Annotated in this window: 16 protein-coding genes; 6 read left to right on the top strand and 10 right to left on the bottom strand. The window is 70.7% G+C overall.

Annotation, left to right across the window (positions count from 1 at the left end):
- The first annotated feature begins 172 nt into the window (after window positions 1–172).
- Window positions 173–1,027 carry a (2Fe-2S)-binding protein gene (locus KUF83_RS26795; RefSeq protein WP_217457487.1) on the top strand — a complete coding sequence of 285 codons (855 nt, stop codon included), beginning with the start codon at window positions 173–175 and terminating at the stop codon, window positions 1,025–1,027.
- A gap of 40 nt (window positions 1,028–1,067) precedes the next feature.
- Here the strand turns inward: KUF83_RS26795 and KUF83_RS26800 are convergent, their stop codons facing one another.
- Both KUF83_RS26800 and KUF83_RS26805 read right to left on the bottom strand, forming a co-directional pair.
- Window positions 1,068–3,059 carry an N-acetylmuramoyl-L-alanine amidase gene (locus tag KUF83_RS26800; protein ID WP_217457488.1) on the bottom strand — a complete coding sequence of 664 codons (1,992 nt, stop codon included), beginning with the start codon at window positions 3,057–3,059 and terminating at the stop codon, window positions 1,068–1,070.
- A 365-nt stretch (window positions 3,060–3,424) separates the two neighbouring features.
- Window positions 3,425–4,567, bottom strand: coding sequence for an aminoglycoside phosphotransferase family protein (locus KUF83_RS26805; RefSeq protein WP_217457489.1), 1,143 nt, complete (start codon window positions 4,565–4,567; stop codon window positions 3,425–3,427).
- Window positions 4,568–4,800: 233 nt separating this feature from the next.
- Between KUF83_RS26805 and KUF83_RS26810 the strand changes: the two genes are divergently transcribed.
- Window positions 4,801–6,300: a hypothetical protein gene (locus KUF83_RS26810; protein ID WP_217457490.1), complete on the top strand. Its 1,500-nt coding sequence runs from the start codon at window positions 4,801–4,803 to the stop codon at window positions 6,298–6,300.
- 224 nt (window positions 6,301–6,524) lie between these two features.
- On the opposite strand, the gene KUF83_RS26815 is transcribed toward KUF83_RS26810, so the two are convergent.
- From KUF83_RS26815 to KUF83_RS26830, 4 genes are all read right to left on the bottom strand, one after another.
- Window positions 6,525–7,973 carry a PP2C family protein-serine/threonine phosphatase gene (locus KUF83_RS26815; RefSeq protein ID WP_217457643.1) on the bottom strand — a complete coding sequence of 483 codons (1,449 nt, stop codon included), beginning with the start codon at window positions 7,971–7,973 and terminating at the stop codon, window positions 6,525–6,527.
- A gap of 400 nt (window positions 7,974–8,373) precedes the next feature.
- Window positions 8,374–9,135, bottom strand: a complete 762-nt coding sequence (locus tag KUF83_RS26820; RefSeq protein WP_217457491.1) for an HAD-IA family hydrolase — start codon at window positions 9,133–9,135, stop codon at window positions 8,374–8,376.
- A gap of 66 nt (window positions 9,136–9,201) precedes the next feature.
- Window positions 9,202–9,825, bottom strand: coding sequence for a hypothetical protein (locus tag KUF83_RS26825; protein WP_217457492.1), 624 nt, complete (start codon window positions 9,823–9,825; stop codon window positions 9,202–9,204).
- A 203-nt stretch (window positions 9,826–10,028) separates the two neighbouring features.
- On the bottom strand, window positions 10,029–11,126 hold the full coding sequence (locus KUF83_RS26830; RefSeq protein WP_217457493.1) for a chemotaxis protein: 1,098 nt from the start codon (window positions 11,124–11,126) through the stop codon (window positions 10,029–10,031).
- 128 nt (window positions 11,127–11,254) lie between these two features.
- On the opposite strand from KUF83_RS26830, the gene KUF83_RS26835 reads away from it, so the two are divergent.
- Both KUF83_RS26835 and KUF83_RS26840 read left to right on the top strand, forming a co-directional pair.
- Window positions 11,255–12,688 (top strand): basic amino acid/polyamine antiporter, encoded by a 1,434-nt coding sequence (locus tag KUF83_RS26835; protein ID WP_217457494.1) that lies wholly within the window; start codon window positions 11,255–11,257, stop codon window positions 12,686–12,688.
- Window positions 12,689–12,752: 64 nt separating this feature from the next.
- Window positions 12,753–14,015 (top strand): arginine deiminase, encoded by a 1,263-nt coding sequence (locus KUF83_RS26840; RefSeq protein ID WP_217457495.1) that lies wholly within the window; start codon window positions 12,753–12,755, stop codon window positions 14,013–14,015.
- A gap of 90 nt (window positions 14,016–14,105) precedes the next feature.
- Here the strand turns inward: KUF83_RS26840 and KUF83_RS26845 are convergent, their stop codons facing one another.
- Window positions 14,106–15,698: an alpha/beta hydrolase gene (locus KUF83_RS26845; RefSeq protein WP_217457496.1), complete on the bottom strand. Its 1,593-nt coding sequence runs from the start codon at window positions 15,696–15,698 to the stop codon at window positions 14,106–14,108.
- Between the two features lie 327 nt (window positions 15,699–16,025).
- On the opposite strand from KUF83_RS26845, the gene KUF83_RS26850 reads away from it, so the two are divergent.
- Window positions 16,026–16,736, top strand: coding sequence for a chaplin (locus KUF83_RS26850; RefSeq protein WP_217457497.1), 711 nt, complete (start codon window positions 16,026–16,028; stop codon window positions 16,734–16,736).
- Window positions 16,737–16,931: 195 nt separating this feature from the next.
- On the opposite strand, the gene KUF83_RS26855 is transcribed toward KUF83_RS26850, so the two are convergent.
- The 3 genes from KUF83_RS26855 to KUF83_RS26865 form a co-directional block, all read right to left on the bottom strand.
- Window positions 16,932–18,047, bottom strand: a complete 1,116-nt coding sequence (locus tag KUF83_RS26855; RefSeq protein WP_217457498.1) for an acyltransferase family protein — start codon at window positions 18,045–18,047, stop codon at window positions 16,932–16,934.
- Window positions 18,048–18,260: 213 nt separating this feature from the next.
- Entirely contained in the window at window positions 18,261–19,544 is a 1,284-nt protein-coding gene (locus KUF83_RS26860; protein WP_217457499.1) for a cytochrome P450, read from the bottom strand.
- A gap of 16 nt (window positions 19,545–19,560) precedes the next feature.
- Entirely contained in the window at window positions 19,561–20,925 is a 1,365-nt protein-coding gene (locus KUF83_RS26865) for a glutamine synthetase family protein (protein WP_217457500.1), read from the bottom strand.
- 223 nt (window positions 20,926–21,148) lie between these two features.
- On the opposite strand from KUF83_RS26865, the gene KUF83_RS26870 reads away from it, so the two are divergent.
- Window positions 21,149–21,337, top strand: a complete 189-nt coding sequence (locus KUF83_RS26870; RefSeq protein ID WP_217457501.1) for a ferredoxin — start codon at window positions 21,149–21,151, stop codon at window positions 21,335–21,337.
- The last annotated feature ends 1 nt before the right edge of the window (window position 21,338 follow it).

Below are 21,338 nucleotides of genomic sequence, written 5' to 3' on the forward strand. Positions count from 1 at the left end.
GTGAGCTTAAGTTAGGCATGGATTTACGTTTCAACCAGCCGTGGTAGTGCGTGACATGTATCTCCCTTGATCGTCTCTTGGGGAGTGACGTCACGCGCTGCTGTCAGTGATCTCTATATTAAGGTAAGGCTTACCTGAGCTTCTTGCTTCGCCCCCGCGCACAGGAGTACCGATGACCGTGGCCCTGGAGACTCCGTCGACCGGTGCGGCCACGACCGTGTCCGGGCTCCTCACCACCGCGTACCGACAACTGGCGGAGGTGTGCGAAGCGTTGACGGTGCGGGTGGCCGACCCCACGGCGCCGTTCACCCGAACGGGGCTCAGCGGTGCGGAGTTGACGAAGGATCACGGAGCACTGGACGCCTACCTGTTGGCGGAGCACTCCCGCATCAGGACCCGCTACGACCACACCCCGCGCCCTGATGTCGCCGCGTCCCGCGCCCTCCACGACTACGCGTGGTCGGTCGGACTGCTGATGAGTGGCGTGTGGTACCTCACGGGCCGGGTGCCGCGTGTCCGCCCGGAGGATGTACGGATCGATCTGGCGTCCGGCATGTTCGAGATCAGCCCCGGACCGGACCTGGCGTGCCTCCCGGGGGACCCGGCAAGCACGCTCCCGGGCGTGCTGACCGTCCCTCACGAGGAGGCTCTGCGTGCGGAGTTGAGGGTTGCCGTCGCCGATCACATGGAGCCGTTGCTCTCCGCGATCGCCCCGCACGTCAGGCGCGGCCCGCGCGCACTGTGGGGCCTGGTCACCGACGACCTCGTCTCCGGCATCTGGTACCTCGGTCGCATGCTCGGCCGGGAACCGGACGCCGTACGTGCCGCCACCGCGCTGCTGCCCTCCGCCGTCGCGCCCTTCCCCGGCGGGGCGGACTTCCGCCACCTCACCGGCAGCGACGGCCGGCAGCACCCCACCCGCACGCGCATGGGCTGCTGCCTCTACTACACGATCCGCCCCGCGGAGGCCTGCGCCACCTGCCCACGCACCGGCGACGCCGAACGCCTGCGCCGGATCGAGGGCTGACCGGGCCCGGCTCCCGCCCTCGGTTCCGGCTCCCGCCCCTCTACGACTTGGACGGCATCACCCGCACATCGGCGGCCCGCACGAACGCCACCCGGTGACCGAACTGGATCTCGTAGTACGTGTCCGAACCGCGCACCACCCGGTGCGGCTTCGTGTCGAAGGTCGGCGCGTAGAAGTATTCGCCCGGCACCTTGTCACCGGCCGCGTACCGCTGCCCGGCGAGCAGCTTGTACGGCAGCGGGGAGACCGCCTGGACGGGCACACCCGCCGGGTAGGCCTCCTTCTCCGGGTACGCGCGCCCGTAGACGGGAATCTCGGTCAGGCCGGCCTTCGGTGTGACGACGGAACCGGTCGCGTTCACCGCCGTCGGCTGCTTCTCCGGGTTCTTGAACCAGGCCTTCTGGCCCAGGTACCAGATCGCCGTCCAGTCACCGTCGCGTCCGGCGACCGCGTACCGCTGGCCGGTGGACACGCGCGAGCCGATGTCGTTCACGTCGGTCGTGGAGTCCCCGCCCGCGGGCCGCAGCCCGATGTCCTTGACGAGTGGCGCGCTCCCGCGCGGCTCGGTGTGCAGCCGTACGGCGCTGGACCCGTGCTCCGCACACGGCTTGCCCTTGGTGACGCAGCCCGTGAACTCGGGCCGGTTCGCGTCGAACACCGGCAACACGGTCACCAGCCCGCCCGCCGGGCCGGGCTCGGCCCGCAGCGGCTTGCCGAGCAGCGCGAAGTAGTGCCGCCAGTCCCAGTACGGGCCCGGGTCGGTGTGCATTCCCGGGACGGCCGAGGCGGTCGGACCGGGCACGGTGTCATGACCGAGGATGTGCTGCCGGTCCAGCGGGATGCCGTACTTCTCGGCCAGGTACTTCACCAGGCGCGCCGACGACCGGTACATCGCCTCCGTGTACCAGGAGTCCGGCGCGGCCAGGAACCCCTCGTGCTCCAGACCGATCGACTTGGCGTTGACGTACCAGTTGCCCGCGTGCCAGGCCACGTCCTTGGCCTTCACGTGCTGGGCGATGTGCCCGTCGGTGGAGCGCAGGGTGTACTGCCACGACACATAGGTCGGGTCCTGCACCATGTTCAGGACACCTTCCCAGGCGCCCTCGGTGTCATGGACGACGATGTACTCGATGCTCTGGGACTTCGGCCGGTCGCCGAGGTCGTGGTTGCCGTAGTCGCCGTCCCCGAACTCCTTGTACGGAGCCGGAATCCACTCGCAGGACACGGTCGTCGGACACTCGGTGGCGCCGGCAACGGGTGCCCGCAGTCCCGCCCGCTTCAACTGTGCCGCTGCCGGGCGCAGTTGTGGGTGCGCCGCGAGCGCGACCCGCTGTCCCTCGTCCGTCGTGCGTGCCCCGCCGCGGCGGATCACGTCGAAGACGTCGTCGGCGTACGTCGCCGCCGTAGCGGTGTCGTCGGCACCCGAGTAGCGCGCCACCGCGCCGTACCAGTCGGCCGCGTCGTCGGTGAGCGGCGCGCCGAGCTTCTTCTGGGCGGCGGCCAGCAGCGCCGCGCCGCCCGCCACGTTGGCGGCCGCGTCCGTACGGAGCCGCTCCGCGGGAATGCCGCTCAGCTCGGCGGCCCTCGTCAGTGTCCTGAGCCGGGCCGGGAAGCGATTGTCCGCCGGAACCTCCGTGTCGGGGACGAGGGCCGCGCGCGAGTCGTCGCCGCGGGGGTCCTCGGTGCCGTCACTGTGATGCGGTGCCACGGTCCGGGCGATGGCGGTGCGGGCGTCGGTCAGATGCATCGGACCGTAGCCGCCCGAGACACTGGGCGCCCCGCCGTGCGCGTCCCAGCGGGACTGCAGGTAGGACACGGCCAGCAGCACGCTCTGCGGCACGCCGTACGTGGAGGCCGCGTCGGCGAAAGCATTCTGCAGGCGTGCGGACGACGTGGACTCCCGTGCTCCGCTGTCGGAGGGGGCGGCGCCGAGCAGGGGCAGCAGCAGTGCGGCCGAGGCGGCGGCCCCTGCGGCCCGGCGGGCACGTCTGTGCCGGGCGGTAGGGCTGGGGCCGGTGGGGGATCCTCGCAAGGCAGGCCTCCTGGGACGAGCGAGCGTGACAGGGCGTGCGGGAGCGGGTGTGCGTCAGTGGTACCGGCTCTCCGACGATCCGTCAATCATGCCCAGAGACAGGTGATTCCCCACGTCAGCGGCGGGTGTCGCCGCTCTCGGTCCACCGATGGCCCGGCCTGCGAGGCGTCAGTGGAGTGGACCTTTGAACTGATCGGGTGAACGTCCTTCACCCAGTAAAACGAGAAGCAGCGAGCAGCGAGCGGCGAGCAGTGAGCAGCAGCGGTGTGGCGCAGCGGTGCGGCGCGAACGGGCGCCCGCCACCGGGCACGACGAAGGTCCGCGGTGCGCCGCTGTCCCTGGCGCACCACGGACCACCATCCCCGTCAGCGAGTGCCGACCGCCGCGCGAACGGCCTTGCGGGCCATCTGGCAGTCGTCGTGCAGCCGCCTCAGCAGCAGCCGCTGCTCCTCGCCGGACGGCGCAGCACCCGGCTGGGCCGGTCCCGGTGCCGCCGGGGTCGTCTCGTGCATCGAACGCTGCACGGCCATCTCGTAGGTACGGATCTCCCTGGTGAGGACGAGCATCAGGTTCACCAGGAACGCGTCGCGTGCCGCGGGCCCCGCCGACTGGGCGAGCTGGCTGATCTGCCTCCGGGCGACGGGCGCGTCCCCGAGGACTGCCCAGAGTGTCGCCAGGTCGTATCCCGGCAGATACCAACCCGCGTGCTCCCAGTCCACCAGCACTGGACCGGCCGGTGAAAGGAGGATGTTCGACAGGAGGGAATCGCCGTGACAGAACTGACCCATGCCCTGGCGGCCCGCCGAGTGCGCGATGCCGTGCACCAGCTTCTGCAGGTCGCCCAGGTCCCGGTCGGTGAGCAGTCCCAGCTCGTGGTACCGGGAGATCCGCGCCGCGTAGTCCAGCGGGGCGTCGAACGTCCCCGCCGGCGGCCGCCACGCGTTCAGTCGGCAGATCGCGCCGAGTGCCGCCCTGATGTCCGCGCGAGGCGGTGCCTCCGCCGGGTGACGGTTCAGCGCCGCCACCCGCCCGGGCATCCGCTCGATCACCAGCGTGCAGTTGTCCGGGTCCGCCGCGATCAGGCGGGGCACTCGCACCGGCGGCCGGTGCCGCACGAACGAGCGGTATGCCGCTATTTCATGGCGGATCCGCTCGGTCCACACGGGCGAGTGGTCCAGTAAGCACTTGGCAACGGCGGTGCTGCGCCCCGTGGTACCGACAAGGAGCACGGAGCGTCCGCTGCGGCGCAGTACCTGCACCGGAGCGAACTCCGGACAGATCCGGTGCACCGAGGCGATCGCCGTGCGCAGCTGGGCGCCCTGAGGGCCGGACAAGTCGAGTCTCCCGCTGAGCGGTTGCGTACCGAGCCCCGGCATACGCCGCGTCCGACCGCCACCGAGCAGGGGAGCCGCGGCAGGGCGCGCGGGGTCGAGGTAGGGGCCGCCGCCGACCGGGCGGGTGTGCAGCGACCGGGGTGGGGCGGACACGGAGGACGATGCTGTGTACATGGGCGAAACAGATCCCTTCGTGTGCCTGAGAGTTACGGCGCCGCCCGTCCCGGCCGCCCTGGTGCACCCTGGGGAGTGTTCCTTCGGCGACCGGGTCGGGGTGGCGCGTTCCTACCTGACACCCGTCGCCCACTGGCACACCATCTGGCGTGCCCTGGCGAACCCTGGCGAATAGTCGCTCAGCAACTGACAGGCGGTTACTGTCGATTCAGCCGAGAACCTGGGGGCTTGACGTGAGCGGACAACCCAACACCCGACTGTCGGACCTGTTCGGCCTGGCCGGCTGGTCCAAGGGCGAACTCGCGAGGATGGTCAACCGACAGGCGGCGGCCATGGGCCACCCCCAGTTGGCGACCGACACCTCGAGGGTGCGGCGGTGGATCGACATGGGAGAGATCCCGCGCGATCCGGTGCCTCGGGTGCTGGCAGCACTGTTCACCGAGCGTCTCGGCCGTGTCGTGACCATTGAGGATCTCGGTCTGGTCCGGCACGGGCGCACGGGGAAACGGCAGGGCGGCGGGAGTGTGGAACATCCCGACGGCGTGCCGTGGGCGCCCGAGCGGACGGCTGCGGTCCTCACCGAATTCACGGGAATGGACCTCATGCTCAACCGACGCGGCTTGGTGGGCGCGGGCGCCGCGCTCGCGGCAGGATCTGCCCTCAGCAGCTCCATGCACGACTGGCTGCATTCCGATCCGGCCCTCGCGGCCGACGCCCCTGAAACCGACGACCCCCTGCACGCCGACCCCGCTGGGTTCGACCGCTACGAAGCCGCCCCCATCGGGTCGCAGGAGATCGAGGAGCTGGAGCGCTCGGTCGAGGTGTTCCGGGCCTGGGACGCCGCCCGCGGTGGAGGCCTGCAACGCAAGGCTGTCGTAGGACAGCTCAACGAGGTGGGGGGCATGCTCTCCTACCGTCACCCCGACCATCTGCAGCGGCGCCTGTGGGGCGTCGCCGCCAACCTCGCCGTCCTCGCGGGCTGGATGTCGCACGACGTCGGTCTGGAGCCCACGGCTCAGAAGTACTTCGTCATCGCCGCGCACGCGGCCCGGGAGAGCGGTGACCGGCCCCGCGCGGGCGAGGCGCTCTCCCGAGCGGCCCGTCAGATGGTGCACCTCGGCCGGCCCGACGACGCCCTCGACCTCATGAAGCTCGCCAAGTCGGGCTCCGGTGACGAGGTCCTGCCCCGCACGAAGGCCATGCTGTACACCATCGAGGCCTGGGCGCAGGCGTCGATGGGCAAGGGCCAGGCCATGCGGCGCACCCTCGGGGAGGCGGAGGACCTCTTCGTCTCGGACAAGGGTGACGTGCCGCCGCCGAGCTGGATGCAGCTGTTCGACGAGGCGGACATGCACGGGATGCAGGCCCTGGCCTACCGGACGCTCGCGGAGCACGACCCCTCCGCGGCGGCCGTCGCGCAGCGCCACGCCAAGGAGGCGCTGCAGCTGCGCGAGAAGGGCCGGGACCGGTCGAAGATCTTCGACCACATCTCCCTCGCGTCCGCCTGCTTCATCGCGGACGACCCCGAGCAGGCCGACCGGTACGCACGTCTCGCCCTGACGTCGATGGGGTCGAACTCCTCCCACCGCACCTGGGACCGGCTTCGTGAGATGTACCGACTGACGGGGCAGTACTCCAGCTATCCGAAGATCCACGATCTACGTGAGGAGATCAAACTGTCGCTGCCCAAGGGCGCCTTGAAGGCGAAGGGCGGCAACAGCGCACGGGCGTAGAGGGGCCTGGGCGGCTGCGACCGCTCCCCGCGGTCGTGGAGACGCCAGCTGTACGACGCTCGTGGTCTCGGTAGCTGTGCGCCACCGTCACATGGATCCTCACGCCGGTACACCGGTACACCGGAATCGTCGTGGCTGATGCGGGCCGTTGCGGGCCGACGTGTTGCGGTCGGGCCGAGTGCCGTCGGACCTGAGCCGTTCAGGGCGGCGACCCTGGCGACGACTCAGGTGGCGACCCTAGCGACGAGTACGCAGGCGTCGTCCTCGCGCTCCGTCTCGCCGAACTCCTCCATCACCGTCCGTACGCAGTCCTGCGCGGTGCGGGCCTCGCCGAAGCGGGGAGCCAGGTCGAGGAGACGGCTGACGGCCCCGGTGCCCTGCCCGCTCCCGGTCTCTCCCGGGTGAGGGGAGCCCCATCGCCAGGGGACCAGTCCGTCGGTGTGCAGGAGGAGGACGTCGCCCGGTTCGAGCGGCTCCTCGGCCTGCCCGTAGGAGGCACCCGAGGTGGCGCCGAGCAGGACGCCGTCCGGCGGGGTCAGCATGCGCCCCGTCCCGTTGCGGAACAGCAGCGGGGCGGGGTGTCCCGCCTGCGCCCAGACGAGGGTCCGGCTCCGCGGCCGGTAGCGGCAGCACACCGCGCTGCCCAGAGTGGGCTGGACGGAGGAGTCGAGCAACTGGTTGAGCCATGCCATGAGTTGGCCGGGCTCGGTGCCCGCGACGGCCATGCCGCGCAGGGCGCCGAGGAGCATCGCCATGCCAGAGGTGGCGGTGACTCCGTGGCCGGTGAGGTCGCCCACGCTCAACAGCGTGTCGCCGCTGGGCAGTTCGAGCGCGTCGTACCAGTCGCCGCCGATCAGTGCCCTGGTCGAGGAGGGCAGATAGCGGGCGGCCAGGTCGAGTGTCCCGGGGCCCTGCTGCGGGAGGAGCAGGGAGCCGCGCCACGGTGGCAGTACGGCTTCCTGCAACTCGACCGCGAGGCGGTGCTCGGTCTGCGCGAGGTGCCGTTGGCGTTGCAGCGAGTCCCGGGTCTCGCCGAGGGTGCGCTGACTGCGGCGCAGTTCGCTGACGTCCCGCAGTACGGCCCACATCGAGGCGGTGCTGCCGTCCGTGTCGAGCACGGGCTCGCCCATCATGTGCACGGTCCGTACGCCGCCGTCGGGCCGGATGACACGGAACTCGCCGTCGATCGGTTTGGCGTCGATCAGGCAGTCGGTGACCATCGCCGTCAGTCTCGGGCGGTCCTCGTCGACGACGACGGAGGGCAGTTCGTCGAGGGTGAGCGGGGGAGCGGCGGGGTCGCGGCCGAGGATCTGGTAGAGCTCTCCCGACCAACTCGCCTCGTCCGTCAGCAGGTTCCACTCGGCGCTGCCGACCCGGCTGAGCAGTGAGCCGCGGGGTGCGGCCGGCGGTGCGGTCTCGGCTTCGACGGGTACGGGTGGCGGGCCGTCCCTCAGTTGTGCCAAGTGCGCGTCGAGGTCGTTGAGCTGATGCATCGCCAGATCGCACAGGGCGCGCTGCCAGCGTCCCTCCGGGTCGGTGCCGTCGGCCGGCGCGTCACGTCGTACGGCGTCCATTTCGCCCCGCAGTCGGCGCGTCTGCGAAATGAGCGCGTCGACCGAGCCGCGCGGGGGCGGCTGGGCGGCAGGGTGGTCCGCCGAGAGGTGGGACGGCATGACGTACTCCGATACAGGCACGGTACGACCAAGGCAGAGGGAAGGACCGTTACGACTGTTGCACAGCCCGCGACGCGCTGTAAGTGGTTTGGCGACACACGACGCGGTGGTGCCCACGGCATATGCCGTAGTCCTCACGGAGGGTTTGGGTGGGACGGATTCAGTACTCGACCGGATGCCCAAGTCGTAGGAATCATAGGCGAGTTGATGGAGTGATCCCAGTGGTGGGTGAGCTCTTCAATCATACGTTCGGCGAGCGTATGTGCGGGTGTTCTGTGCCCCGCTCGTTCCTGCGGAATCGGGCGCCCGGAGATTGCCGGGTCGCCATCGCCGGTACGTGGGGCGGAAGTGGCTGAAGGGGCGGAACGTGACCGCCCGCGCGGGGCCGACAGCCGTCGGATCAACGGGCGTTGACCTCGCCGTCGCCCGAAGTGCTTGTACCGGTCAGTCGCAGTACCGCGTCCAGGCCCCGCCGGGAACCCGGTGCGGCCCCGGCGGGCAGCACATAGGCGCGCAGTCCGGCACCGGCCGCCCCGCCGTCCTTCGCCGGATGGTCGCCCACCATCAACGTCTCGGCGGGAGCGACGTCCAGTTCACGGCAGGCGTGCCCGAACAGCACCGGGTCGGGCTTCTCCGTACCGAACGCGTAGGAGTGCACCCACGTCGAGAAGTACTGGTCGAGCCCGTGGTGCGCGAACGTCGCCCGCAGATCCCAGCCCACGTCACTGACCACGCCCAGCGCGATCCCCTCGCCGGCCAGCCGCGCGAGCGTGGGCCCGGTGTCCGCGTACGGCACCCAGTGCTCGGGCGCCCGCAACTGCGCGTAGAGCGCGTCCGCGTGAGGCGCCAGCTCGCCCACCGACGCGTACCACGTGGTGAAGGCGTGCCGGTGTGCCCGCGACGACACGTCGCGCCCGTGCTGTGCCTCGACCACGTCGGGGTCGGTGAGTCCCCTCTCCAGCCCGTCCAGCAGCCGGTCCATCTCCCGCTCGCCGACGGGCCGTTGGAGGACACCGCGGATGCGGTCCGCGTACGTCGCGATCTGGAGGAGCGTGCCGCCGAAGTCGAAGAGCACGGCCCGGACGGGGGCCGGGCCCGGTGCGGAGGGTGTGGCGCGCAACGGACCCTCGGGGCCGCAGACCGGGAGAGGGGATCGAGTCATTCGATCTTCCTAGCCGCACGGGGCGGGCGGGGCAAGCCCCGTGCGCCGCCCGCGGTCCGCGGCCGGTCAGTACCGCTGGGCCTTGGCCAGCTTCGGCGTCAGTGCCGGCTCGGCCGGCTTGCGGCTGATGGCGAGCGGCTGGGCCTTCTCGCCGGGTGCGAGGTCCTCGGCGCCGACGTACCGGGTCTCCACCGTCTTGCCGGACGAGTCGGTGAAGTCGACCTGGACGGCGTACGAGGCCTCGTCGTCGGTCCTGTTGGTGATGTTGACGAGGACGACGAGCAGGCCGCCGGTCTCCGACCTGGGCTTGCCGGTCATGGAGACGTCGGACATCGCGTTGCCCCGGCCGTCGACATCCTTGAGGGCGTTCTCCGCCGCCTCGTTGGCGCGGGACACCTCCGCCGACACGGACGCCTCGAAGGCCGACGCGGCGGCCGAGGCGGAGGACGCCGCCGCGGAGGCGGCGGCGCGCGCGGACTCGACGACCGACTCGTTCACGGAGGGAGCCGTGCCCGAGAAGGACGCGGTGTCGGGCGGTGAAGGCCGCTCGCTGAAGGACGAGCTGGAGCCGTCCGGGTCGCTGTCGGTGCTGCACGACGCGGCGGCGCTCGCGACCGTGGTCACGACCGCCGCCGTGAGGAGAGCCGAGCGGAAACGGCCCGGTCGGCGGGATCCCTGGGGTGTGCTCATCGCGTGCGGTCCTCGCTGTCGGGGACGTCGGAACGGTCACCGAAATGAACCTTATGCCGGAAATTTCAGTGCGGCATTCCGGGCGAGCCGGCCCCGGTCGCTCATCCGGCGCTCGGTTCGCGCCGACGTCCTGCGCCGGGCGTCGCGCCGCGGGGCCGAGCCGGTCCGACCGGCTCGGCCCCGCGACGAAGCGTCGGTCGTGCTCAGTAGCGGAGTACTCCCGCGATGCCGTCGGCCTCGGCGAGTGCGCCGTCCGGTACGAAGCGGACCTGCGCGCCGGTGTCGAGGCACTGTTCGACGATCTCGTCCACGATGTCGTCCCGGGCGTCGAGGTCACCGCTCTCGGCAGGGACGAGATGGTCGCCGCCGTCGTCGCGTACCGTCACGCGGTAGTTCTCCTCGACGGCCAGCAGGCGCACCCGGCCGGCGGTCGCGTTCTGCCAGACCTCGTCGACGCCCGCCGCGAACTCCCGGCGGCCCTTGGCGGTTTCGAGCTCGCGGGTCACGGTGTCGACGCTCTTGAGGTCCTCGGCGGTGACCAGCGGGCCGACCGCCTGCCACACCGCGTCGGCTCCGGCGTGCCCGAGGCCGCCGTGCGGGACGTGGACGGCGTCCTTGGTGACGGTGCCGACCTCGTCGAGCAGCGAGAGCGCGGCCTGTTCGCCGGCGACGTACACGGGCCTCGGGGCGGAGCGCAGGACCCCGGCGAGGGCGGTGTCGCCGTCCCGCAGGAAGTGTCGCGTGCGTTCGTCGCGGAAGGTGCTCGGCAGGTCGCCGACGCGCTCCTTGCGCTCGGCGTCCGGATCGTCGAGGCTCCGCGTCAGCGGGAACCCCGCGGTCCCGGCCTCGACGACATGCCCTCCGCCGCCGCTCCACAGGGAGATCCGGTCGGCGGAGACGGCCAGCACCCAGAACGGACGCTCGGCGGCCTGCGCCGCGACGAGATTGCGGGTCAGGAACGTGTCCGAGAGGACGACACGCTCCGGCACGGTCCGGGCCAGCGACCACACCTGGTGCTCACCGGGGGCCGCGAAGATCGCGAGTCCGTCCTCCGCGTGGCTCAGGTCGACCTCCGCCAGCGCCTGTTCGAGCTGCCCGACGACGTCCATCCGCCGCTCACGGGTGACCGCCGGGTCGGTCTCGAGTTGCTTCTTCGCCTCAGCCAGGACATTGCGCAGCCGGACGGGGTCCTGCGCCTTGTCGGGTTCCCTGCGATGGGTCGGCGTCAGGACCGACACCGCCGGGTAGGGCCGCGGCCGACGCAGTTCGACGAGTGTGGTGGGGCTCAGAACATGCTCCATAGATGCACGATATGACCGATTTGATGGTGTGGCATTCGGGGGAAGGTGATCGGGCAAAAAGGGCAATTGATTGTTAACGTCACCGGACAAGTCGCGCCGCGCACTCCCTGCAACGCCCTAGGACGCACATGACCCAGGCCGAGACCGGAGCCGGGACCGAGCCCCGGGCGCCCGCAGCCAAACTCACCCTGCCCACACTGACCACGATGGTCGTCGGCTCCATGGTCGGCGCGGGCGTCTTCTCGCTGCCCCGGCGTTTCGGCCAGGAGACCGGAGTGGCCGGCGCGCTCATCGCGTGGGCGGTGGCAGGCACCGGGATGCTGATGCTGGCCTTCGTCTTCCAGCGGCTGGCCATTCGCAGGCCCGACCTCGACGCCGGCGTCTACGCCTACGCGAAGGCCGGCTTCGGCGAGTACCTCGGCTTCTTCGCCGCCTTCGGCTACTGGGCGAGTGCCTGCGTCGGCAACGTGACGTACTGGGTGCTCATCATGTCGACGGTCGGCGCGATCGCCCCGGCGCTCGGCGACGGTGACACCGTCCTCGCCATGGTGCTCTCCTCGGCCGGTCTGTGGGCGTTCTTCCTGCTCATCAGCCGCGGGGTCAAGGAAGCGGCGGCCATCAACAGGATCGTCACCATCGCCAAGATCGTGCCCATCCTGGTCTTCGTCCTCATCGCGCTGTTCTGCCTCAAGCCCCACGTCTTCGCCGAGAACTTCGCCGGCGCCGACTACGCCGGGTCACTGTTCCAGCAGGTCAAGGGCACCATGCTGGCAACGGTCTTCGTGTTCCTGGGCGTCGAGGGCGCCAGTGTCTACTCCCGGCACGCCAAGCGCCGCGAGGACGTCGGCCGTGCGACCGTCCTGGGCTTTCTGAGCGTGTTCGCCATCTTCGCCTCGGTCACCATCATCTCGTACGGCATCCTGCCGATGAGCGAGATCGCCGAACTCCGCCAGCCCTCCATGGCAGGCGTCCTGGAAGAGGCGGTCGGCACCTGGGGAAAGGTGTTCGTCAGCGTCGGCCTGATCGTCTCCGTCCTCGGCGCCTACCTCGCGTGGACGCTCATGGCCGCCGAGGTTCTCTTCGTCGCCGCGAAGGACGAGGACATGCCCCGCTTCCTGGGCCGCTCCACCGCGGCCGACGTGCCCCTGCCCGCGCTGCTGATGACCACCCTCCTCACCCAGGTCGTGCTCGTCGTCACCCTCTTCTCGGACGACGCGTTCAACTTCGCGCTCGACCTGACCAGCGCACTGACCCTCATCCCTTTCTTGCTGGCCGCCGCCTTCGCCGTGCAGGTCGCGCGGTCCGGCGGCGGGGGCCGGGCCGACCTCCCCATCGCCGCCCTCGCCACCCTCTACACCGCGTTCCTCCTCTACGCCGCCGGCCTGAAATTCCTCCTCGTCTCCCTGATCGTGTACGCGCCCGCCACGGTCCTGTTCGTGATGGCCCGCCGCGAGCAGGGCAGACGGCTCTTCTCGCCCCGCGAACTCGTGATCCTCGCGGTCTCGGTCGCCGGAGCGGTCGTGGGGGTGGTCGCCCTGGCGCGGGGCTGGATCAGCCTCTGACGCCGTTGCCCGACCGGGGCCGACCTCCCGCCCCCTCACCCGCCGACTCCGCGAAAGGCAGACCGTGACCAGACAGGACACCCCACCCCGGCCCGCGTACGGCGTCCACTCCGAGGTCGGCAGACTGCGCAAGGTGCTGGTCTGCGCACCCGGGCTCGCCCACCGCAGACTCACGCCCACCAACTCCGACGACCTGCTCTTCGACGACGTCATGTGGGTGGAGAACGCCCAGCGCGACCACGCAGACTTCGTCGGCAAGTTGCGTGAGCGGGACGTCGACGTCGTCGAACTGCACGATCTGCTCGCGCGGACCATGGCCGACGCGGAGGCGAGAACCTGGCTGCTCGACCGCAAGATCACCGCGAACGAGGTCGGCCTCGGCCTCATCGACGACACCCGGGCCTTCCTGGAGTCGCTGGAACCCCGCAGGCTCGCCGAGTACCTGATCGGCGGCCTGGCCACCGTCGACCTGCCCGAGGAGTTCCGCGACGGCTACGTGGCCCTGGCCCGCGAATCGACCGGCGCACGCGAGTACCTGATGCCGCCGCTTCCCAACACCCTCTACACCCGGGACACCACCTGCTGGCTCTACGGGGGCCTCACGCTCAACCCGCTGTACTGGCCCGCCCGGCACGACGAGACGCTCCTCATGAAGGCGATCTACACCTTCCACCCGGACTACGCGGGCTCCGAGGTGTGGTGGGGGGACCCCGAACTCGACTGGGGACAGGCCACGTTCGAGGGCGGTGACATCATGCCCGTCGGCCACGGCGTGGTCCTCATGGGCATGAGCGAACGCACTTCCCGCCAGGCGATCACCCAGGTGGCGGCCGCCCTGTTCGCAAAGGGGGCGGCCGAGCACGTCATCGTCGCGGGCATGCCCAGACTGCGCTCAGCGATGCACCTCGACACGGTGTTCACCTTCGCCGACCGGGACCTCGTGACCCTGTACCCGGCCATCATGGACGCGGTCCACACCTTCTCCCTGCGCCCCGGCGACAGGGCGCCCGGCGTCGAACTGACCGACGAGGGCTCCCGCCCCTTCGTGGATGTCGTGGCGAAGGCCCTCGGGCTCGCCGCGCTGCGGGTCGTGGAGACGGGCGGCGACGTCTACGCCTCGGAACGGCAGCAGTGGGACAGCGGGAACAACGCCGTCGCGCTGGAGCCCGGTGTGGTGTTCACCTACGACCGCAACACGCAGACCAACACGCTGCTGCGGAAGGCGGGCGTCGAGGTCATCACGATCGTCGGCGCCGAGCTGGGACGGGGCCGGGGCGGCGGGCACTGCATGACGTGCCCGATCGTGCGCGACCCGGTCGACTTCTGAACCCGCTTCGAACCCGCTTCGAACCCGCTTCGAACCCGCTCAGACCCGCTGGATCAACCGCTCGGCAGGCCGCCCGCGGTTCGGCGGGTCTCACTCCTCCGAGCCGCACGAGCTGCCGTCGGCCGGCAGTCGTCCGTACAGCAGGAAGTCGTCGACCTTGCGGTGCACGCACTTCGACGAGGCGTAACCGGTGTGCCCCTCGCCCTTGTTGTCGAGGACGACCGCCGACGGGCCGAGCCGCCGGGCGGTCTGCGTGGTCCAGCGGTACGGGGTCGCCGGGTCGCCGCGGGTACCCACGAGGAGCATCTTCGGAGCGTCCACGTCACGCACCTGCTCGCGGATGTACGTGGTGCCCCTGGGGCGGCCGAAGCACATCAGGACCTGGGCGAGGCGGTACCGGCCGAAGACTGGTGACGCCTGCTCGTACTCGGCACGCAGCCGGCGGATGTCCTCGGTGACCTGGTCGGCGCTGGGCCGGTCGGGATCGTCGGCGCAGTTGACGGCCATCAGGGCGGCCGGGAGGTTGTCGAGGGGGACGTCCCCCTCGTCGACGAGACCCCCGTCCGTGTCCCCATTCTTGGCGTGCCCGGCGTTCTCGGCGGGGCCGCGGACGCCGGGGACGGCGCTGCCCCCGGTGGAGAACCGCATGATGCCCCGGGTGTCCCCGTCCTGGACCAGCGAGGTGAGCGCCTGCGAGAGGGTCGGCCACAGTTCCTTGCTGTAGAGGGCCTGTCCTATGGCGCCCACCAGGTCCTGGCCGGAGAACGGTATGCCGAAGTCGGCCGGCACCGGATTCTCGTCCAGCGAGCCGACGAGCCGGACCACCTCCTGCCGGGCCGCGCGCGGATCCTGGCCGAACGCGCAGTTGATGTCCTCGACGCACCAGTCGAGGAAGTCCTCAAGGGCCGTCTGCTGGCCCCGTGCACCGGCGATGCCCTGCTCGCTCAGCGGTTCGGTGAGGGTGTCCACGCCGTCGAGGACCAGGCGTCCCGTCTTCCCGGGGAACTGGGCGGCGTACACCGCTCCCAGCCGCGTCCCGTACGAGAAGCCGAGGTAGTTGAGCTTCTTGTCGCCCAGGGCCTGGCGCATCACATCGAGGTCGCGGGAGGCGTTGACCGTGCCTATGTGCGGCAGCACCGGCCCGGAGTGCTCGGCGCATTCGGCGGCGACCTTCCGCAGCACCTCCAGGGCGGCCCGCGGATCGTCGCTCACCTCCGCCTCGGGATCCGCGGCGTCCATGGCCTCGTCGGTGCCCTCGCCGCAACTCACCGGGGAGCTCCGGCCGACGCCGCGGGGATCGAAGGTCACCACGTCGTAGCCGTTCGTGAGGCCCATGAAGTCCTTGCCGCCGGCGGCGAGTTCGCCGACGCCCGGCCCGCCGGGCCCGCCGAAGTTGAGCAGCACCGACCCTCTGGACGCGCCCGTCGCCCTGAACCTGGCCATGGCGAGGTCCAGCGTCCCGTCGGCGGGCTTCGCGTAGTCGAGGGGGACGGTCACCTTGCCGCACTGCAGGTCCTCGGGCAGACCGTCGCCGGGGCAGGACGACCATTTGATCCGCTGGTCGTAGAAGCGGGACAGGTCGGGCCGGTCGGTGGCCGCCGCGGCCACCGACGGCAGCCCGGCTCCCAACAGGGCCAGCGTCACGGCGCAGGTGAAGGCGTGGCGTTGGTGCGTGGACAGCATCACAGGCCTCCCGGGACGCCCCGGCCCGCAGCCGGGGATTCCCCCTCGAACACGATAAGGGGGCGCCTTCGAGCACGCCTCCCGGCGAGCGCGCGGGCGGCGGAGGCCTTACCCTGCACCGCCCGGCGGGCGATCCGGCCATCTGCCCGGCGCCCTCGCGCCGCCCGCCGTGGCGACGCGTCGCCGCAGCGGACCCTTCGAACCACCCTTCGACCGGCGTCCGCTCGAAGGGTGGTGAATGACGGGTGGGCCATAACCTGCGTGGTTTGCCCGCGTTTAAACGGTGCGGGCGACTGCCCGCCATCATGTCTGGAAGGCAGGGAACCTATGAACCGGGTTGCCCGAAACGGTTTGATCATCGCGGCCGCCGCCTCCGGCGCCGTGGCCGTGACGATGCCGGTGTACGCGGACTCCGCGGCCGACGGCGTCACGACCCGCTCGCCCGGGCTGATCTCCGGCAACACCATTCAGCTCCCCGTACACGTTCCGGTGAACGCGTGCGGGAACACCGTGAATGTGGTCGGACTCCTCAACCCCGCGGCCGGCAACAGCTGCGCCAACGTGGGCGGCGACAGCAAGGGCGGCAAGGGCGGCGGACACGACGGCTCCGCGGGGGCGGTCGCCGAAGGAGGCGGAAAGGATTCACCGGGTCTGATCTCCGGCAACGGTGTGCACCTGCCGGTCCAGCTCCCCGTGAACGTCACCGGCAACTCGGTGAACGTCGTCGGCATCGGCAACCCCGCCGTCGGCAACGAATCCACCAACACCTCCGGCGAGCGGCCGCACCACCCGGCCACGCCGCCCGCTCCGAAGCCGACCCCGCCGTCGAAGCCGCCCGTGAAGCCGGCGGTTCCGGTGGAGCCCGAGGCGCCGCGGACCGTGCCGGAGGAGCCCGGCGCCTCCCTCGCCGAGACCGGCACGGACCTGATGGGCCCGACGGCCGCCGCGAGCGCCGCGCTGATGCTGGGCGGAGCCGCGCTGTACCGCCGGTTCCGGTCCGCCGCCGGTCAGCGGTCCGAGCACACGGGCGGGCGCTGACCCGAACCGACGGGCGTACACCGACGCGCGTCAGGGTCGTACGCGGCTCGTCGTCCTCGGCCGACCGGCACCTCCGAGGACTGAAGGCCCCGCCGGCCCAGCGGTCGGCGGGGCCTCCGCCCGTCAGCGCTCTTTCCGAGCCGCGGTCCGGGCGTCGACGGCACAAGCGCAGAGCTGCCACACGCTCGAACTCGGCTAGGACCGGTCCGACGGTCGTGCGTCGGCCGCCGTGCTCTCGTCGCGGCGGCTGAACATCCATTCCAGTCGTGGCTCGACCAGGGACCGGAACACCGTGCGGACCGGGCGGGAGCACAGCGCGGTGATGAGTCCCACGGCGGCCGCGGTGACGGCCAGTTGGCCGAGCGGGGTGTGCAGCCAGGGGTGGTCGTACCAGTCCCAGAAGCGGGACGCCTTGATGACGAAGCCGTGCAGCAGGTAGCCGTACATCGTCCCGGCGCCCAGCGCCGTGCACCACAGGAGCCGTCCCGGTACCCAGGCCAGGAAGCAGGCGGTCAGGACCAGGGCGAGGCAGAACAGTGCCGGAGTGGTGAAGAGCCCCACCCAGTTCGGCACGCCCTGGCCCGTGACACTGCCCCGGTGGTAGAGCCACCCGGCGCCGAACCAGGGCGCCACCGCGTACGCCGTGACCAGCGTCGTCGCCACCACCGGCAGGGCCCACAGCCGGACCCGCCAGGTGCGCAGCCGTTCGAAGTGCTCGGCGCGCAGGGTCAGGCCGAGCACGAAGAACGGCAGGAATCCCAGGACCCGTTGGATCGAGATGTCCCCGCCCAGGTCCGGCGAGACGGCGGCCAGGACGGCGAATCCCAGCGCGACCGGCACCGGGTGGCGCAGCGCCAGCCAGATCGGGGTGGTCAGCCGCCAGACGAAGAGCGCGACCAGGAACCACATCACGTACCAGGGGTCCAGCAGGCTCAGCGGATAGCCGGGATCGTCCTGGGCCCACCGGTAGAACAGCGTGTAGGCCGTCTCGAAGACGAGGTACGGCACGACGATGCTCGTCAGGAGCCGGCGCACGCGGCCCGGGGCCATGTCGAAACTCCGCGAGAAGTATCCGGAGATGAGCGCGAACGCGGGCATGTGGAAGGCGTAGACGGTCAGATACGCGGCCGTCGCGGCCCTGCTCCCGTGGGTCAGCGGTTCCCACGCGTGGCCGCAGGCCACCAGCACGATGGTGAGGTACTTCGCGTTGTCGAAGTACGGGTCTCTGCGCGCGGACGCCGACTTGGCCGGAGTGGGGATCAGGTGTTCCCGCGGAGCGGCGGGTGCGGGGGCTGACAGGTCTTGCGACACCACATCTCCTGGCCTCGGTGGCGGTGAGCCGATCTCGTCCGCCTGCCCCCTCACGTACGGCGCAGTCGTGCCGTCCGTTCGCCGCGGGTCGTTTCCGCCGGCTCTCCGCGTGCGAACCACCGGCTGCGTACGAGCGGCGAGTACGACGCGGTGATCGACTTCGACGCGGCCCTGCGCGATCCGGCCCTCACTCCGGCCCGGCTGTCCCGTCCGTCAGGCCGGAGTGACCTCGACCGGCAGTTTCTTGATGCCGTTCACGAAGTTGGACCGCACCCGCGGCACCTCGCCGGTCAGCCGGATGTCCGCGAGACGCGGGATCAGCTCCTCGAACATGACCCGGATCTCGGTGCGGGCCAGCAGATTGCCCAGGCACAGGTGCGGGCTGCCCTTGCCGAAGGTGACGTGGTCGTTGTCCTGCCGGGTGACGTCGAAAGCGTACGGGTCCTCGAAGACCGCCTCGTCGCGGTTGCCCGAGGCGTACCACATGACGACCTTGTCGCCCTCCTTCACCCGCTTGCCGCCGAGTTCGACGTCGCGGGTCGCGGTGCGGCGGAAGTGGTAGACGGGGGAGGCCCAGCGCAGGAACTCCTCGACCGCGGTGGGGATCAGGGAAGGGTCCTCCTGGAGCTTCGCCAGCTGCTCGGGGTGCTGGATGAGGGCCAGCATGGAGTGCGAGATGGCGTGGCGGGTGGTCTCGTTGCCTGCCACGACGAGCAGCAGGAAGTAGTTGTCGAAGTCCTGCTCCGTCAGCGGGACGCCGTCGCGCGGGGTGGTGTTGACGAGTTTGGAGACCAGGTCCGTACCCTCGCCGCCCCGGCGCTGCCGCGCCACCTCCCGCCCGTACGCGAAGACTTCGAGCGAGGCGGGGGAGCGGAAGGGCAGATCGCGGTACTTCTCGCTCTCCGCGCTGTTCAGCAGGACGTCCGCGTAGTCGGGATCGGTGTTGCCGATGATGCGGTTGCCCCAGTCGATGAGCTGCTGGTTGTCCTCGGGCGGTACGTCCAGCAGCCGCGCCAGCACGTTGATCGGGAAGTCGGCGGAGACGTCGGTGACGAAGTCGAAGCGGCCCTTCGCCAGGGCCGTGTCCAGTGTCTTCGCGGTCAGGCCGCGCAGGAAGTCCGTGTACTGGCTGATGACGTTCGCGCCGAACTGCCGTTGCAGCAGGCTGCGCAGCGCCCTGTGGCGTACGCCGTCCAGTTCCAGGATGGAGGCGCGTTTCTTGATCTGGTCGTCGTCGACCTCTTCGAGGTTCACGAACCTGGTCGAGGTGAACGTCTCGGAGTCCCGGTCGACGCGGGAGATGTCCTCGTGCCGGGTCACCGACCAGAAACCGGAGTTGGGCGCATCCTCGGGCTGCCAGTGGACCGGGTCCTCGTGGCGGAGGGTGTGGAACATCCGCCAGGGTGTGACGCCGTCGGTGAAGTGGTCGAGGTCGGCGAGGTTCACGTCCGCGAGTGGCAGGGGCTCGTGCGCGGCGGCGGTCAGGGTGTCGGTCATCGGTGGCTCCTTGGCGTCACAGGTGGTACGCGTACTCGGTGAACTCCCAGTCGGTGACGTGCCGTTGGAAGCGCTCGACCTCGTTGCGCTTGTAGGAGAGGAAGGAGGTGGTGAAGCCCTTGCCGAGCACTTCGGTCAGAGCGGTGTCCGCCTCCAGCGCGTCGAGTGCGTCGGGCAGTGCCATGGGCAGCACCGCGGAGCGGGTCGTGTCGTAGCCGTAGCCCTCCAGCGGCGCCGGCGGCTCGTCGCCCGCCAGTACGCCGAGCAGCGCGGCGGCCGTCATCGCGGCGATCGCCAGGTACGGGTTGGCGCTCGCGTCGCCCAGTCGCAGCTCCAGCCGGGCGCCCGAGCCGCGCTCGGGCGGGATGCGGACCATGGCGCTGCGGTTGTCGAGGCCCCAGTCGATCAGCCAGGGCGCCAGGGTGTCGGGCCCGAACCGCTTGTAGGAGTTGACCGTCGGGTTGAGCAGCGCGGCCAGTGCCGGGGCGTGGGCCAGCACTCCGGCGATCGCGTGCCGGGCCGTCGCGGACAGGCCGTGGGCTCCGGACGGGTCGTCGAAGGCGTTGCGGCGGTCGACGTCCTCGCAGGACAGGTGGAGGTGGAACCCGGATCCGCCCGCGTCGTTGAACGGCTTCGCCATGAAGGTGGCGAGGCGGCCCTCCTTGCGGGCCAGTTCCTTGACCGCGGCCTTGAAGCGGAAGGCCCGGTCGGCGGCCGACAGGGCTTCGGAGTGCGTCAGGTTGATCTCGAACTGGCCTCCGTCGAACTCGTGGTTGCCGTTGATCACCCCGAGGTCCAGGTCCCGCACCTGCCGCAGGGTGCGCAGGAGGTGGTTGTCCGGGTCGCCGCGCAGCCCCGCCGTGTAGACCACGCCCGGCGTCGACCCGTACCGGCGCCAGCCGCCCGCCGGTCCGGGCTCGGGGTCGCAGAGGTAGTACTCGAGCTCGGGCCCGACCACCGGGCGCAGGCCGTGTTCGGTGCAGCGGGCGAGGACAGTGCGCAGCAGATCGCGGGGCGACTCGGCGGCGGGTGAGCCGGTCGCCGGATCGACGACGTCCCCGAGGCAGGTCGCCACGCCGGGTTCCCACGGCACCGCGGTCAAGGTGGTGAGGTCAGGGCGCACGGTGATGTCGGGCAGCCCGGCGTCCAGTCCTCCGGCCACCGGGACCACGTCGCCCTGGGGGGAGGTGTGGTAGACCGCCCGGCAGAAGGCGAGCCCGTGCTCGCACACCGCGGGCAGATGGTCGAGCAGTACGTCACGGGCACGGTCGGTGCCGATGAGGTCGGGATAGGTCACCCGGACGACGTCGACGCCCTCGGCGGCGAGCCGCTCGGTGTGGCGTCGGACCTCTTCGGCCCCGGGGGATGGCTGAGCGCTCACCGGTGTCTCCTCGGACAGTCGGGCGGGAGGCGTGGAGCCAGTGCGGGCGGCGGGCCGGACGAACAGGCCCACCAGTTTGTTTGGCTCCAAACGTTAAGCATCGGTTCACGTCTCCACAAGAGGTACTCCCTCAATTTTTCTCCTGCTCGTCAGGTATTGACCGGTCGGGCTTCGCTCCCTACTTTGTTTGGAACCAAACGACCTGTCTGAGAGGGGTCCGGCCGTGAAGGTCGTCGTCGACACCACCAAGTGCAAGGACCACGGGCAGTGCGTCTTCGCAGCTCCGGACGTCTTCCGACTGGACGACGGCGGGCGCCTCGCCTTCGACGCGGAGCCCGACGCCGCCCTGCGCGACGACGTCGAGGAGGCGGCGGACGTCTGTCCGCTGCAGGCCATCTCGATCGAGGACTGAT

Origin of the sequence: Streptomyces sp. BV286 (genome assembly GCF_019090165.1) — a bacterium.
Lineage (GTDB): Bacteria > Actinomycetota > Actinomycetes > Streptomycetales > Streptomycetaceae > Streptomyces.

Excerpts from the sequence above, each read along its gene's own strand:
- KUF83_RS26795 (WP_217457487.1), top strand. The coding sequence starts at position 173 with ATGACCGTGGCCCTGGAGACTCCGTCGACCGGTGCGGCCACGACCGTG.
- KUF83_RS26805 (WP_217457489.1), bottom strand. The coding sequence starts at position 4,567 with ATGTACACAGCATCGTCCTCCGTGTCCGCCCCACCCCGGTCGCTGCAC.
- KUF83_RS26815 (WP_217457643.1), bottom strand. The coding sequence starts at position 7,973 with ATGCCGTCCCACCTCTCGGCGGACCACCCTGCCGCCCAGCCGCCCCCG.
- KUF83_RS26820 (WP_217457491.1), bottom strand. The coding sequence starts at position 9,135 with ATGACTCGATCCCCTCTCCCGGTCTGCGGCCCCGAGGGTCCGTTGCGC.
- KUF83_RS26825 (WP_217457492.1), bottom strand. The coding sequence starts at position 9,825 with ATGAGCACACCCCAGGGATCCCGCCGACCGGGCCGTTTCCGCTCGGCT.
- KUF83_RS26830 (WP_217457493.1), bottom strand. The coding sequence starts at position 11,126 with ATGGAGCATGTTCTGAGCCCCACCACACTCGTCGAACTGCGTCGGCCG.
- KUF83_RS26835 (WP_217457494.1), top strand. The coding sequence starts at position 11,255 with ATGACCCAGGCCGAGACCGGAGCCGGGACCGAGCCCCGGGCGCCCGCA.
- KUF83_RS26845 (WP_217457496.1), bottom strand. The coding sequence starts at position 15,698 with ATGCTGTCCACGCACCAACGCCACGCCTTCACCTGCGCCGTGACGCTG.
- KUF83_RS26850 (WP_217457497.1), top strand. The coding sequence starts at position 16,026 with ATGAACCGGGTTGCCCGAAACGGTTTGATCATCGCGGCCGCCGCCTCC.
- KUF83_RS26860 (WP_217457499.1), bottom strand. The coding sequence starts at position 19,544 with ATGACCGACACCCTGACCGCCGCCGCGCACGAGCCCCTGCCACTCGCG.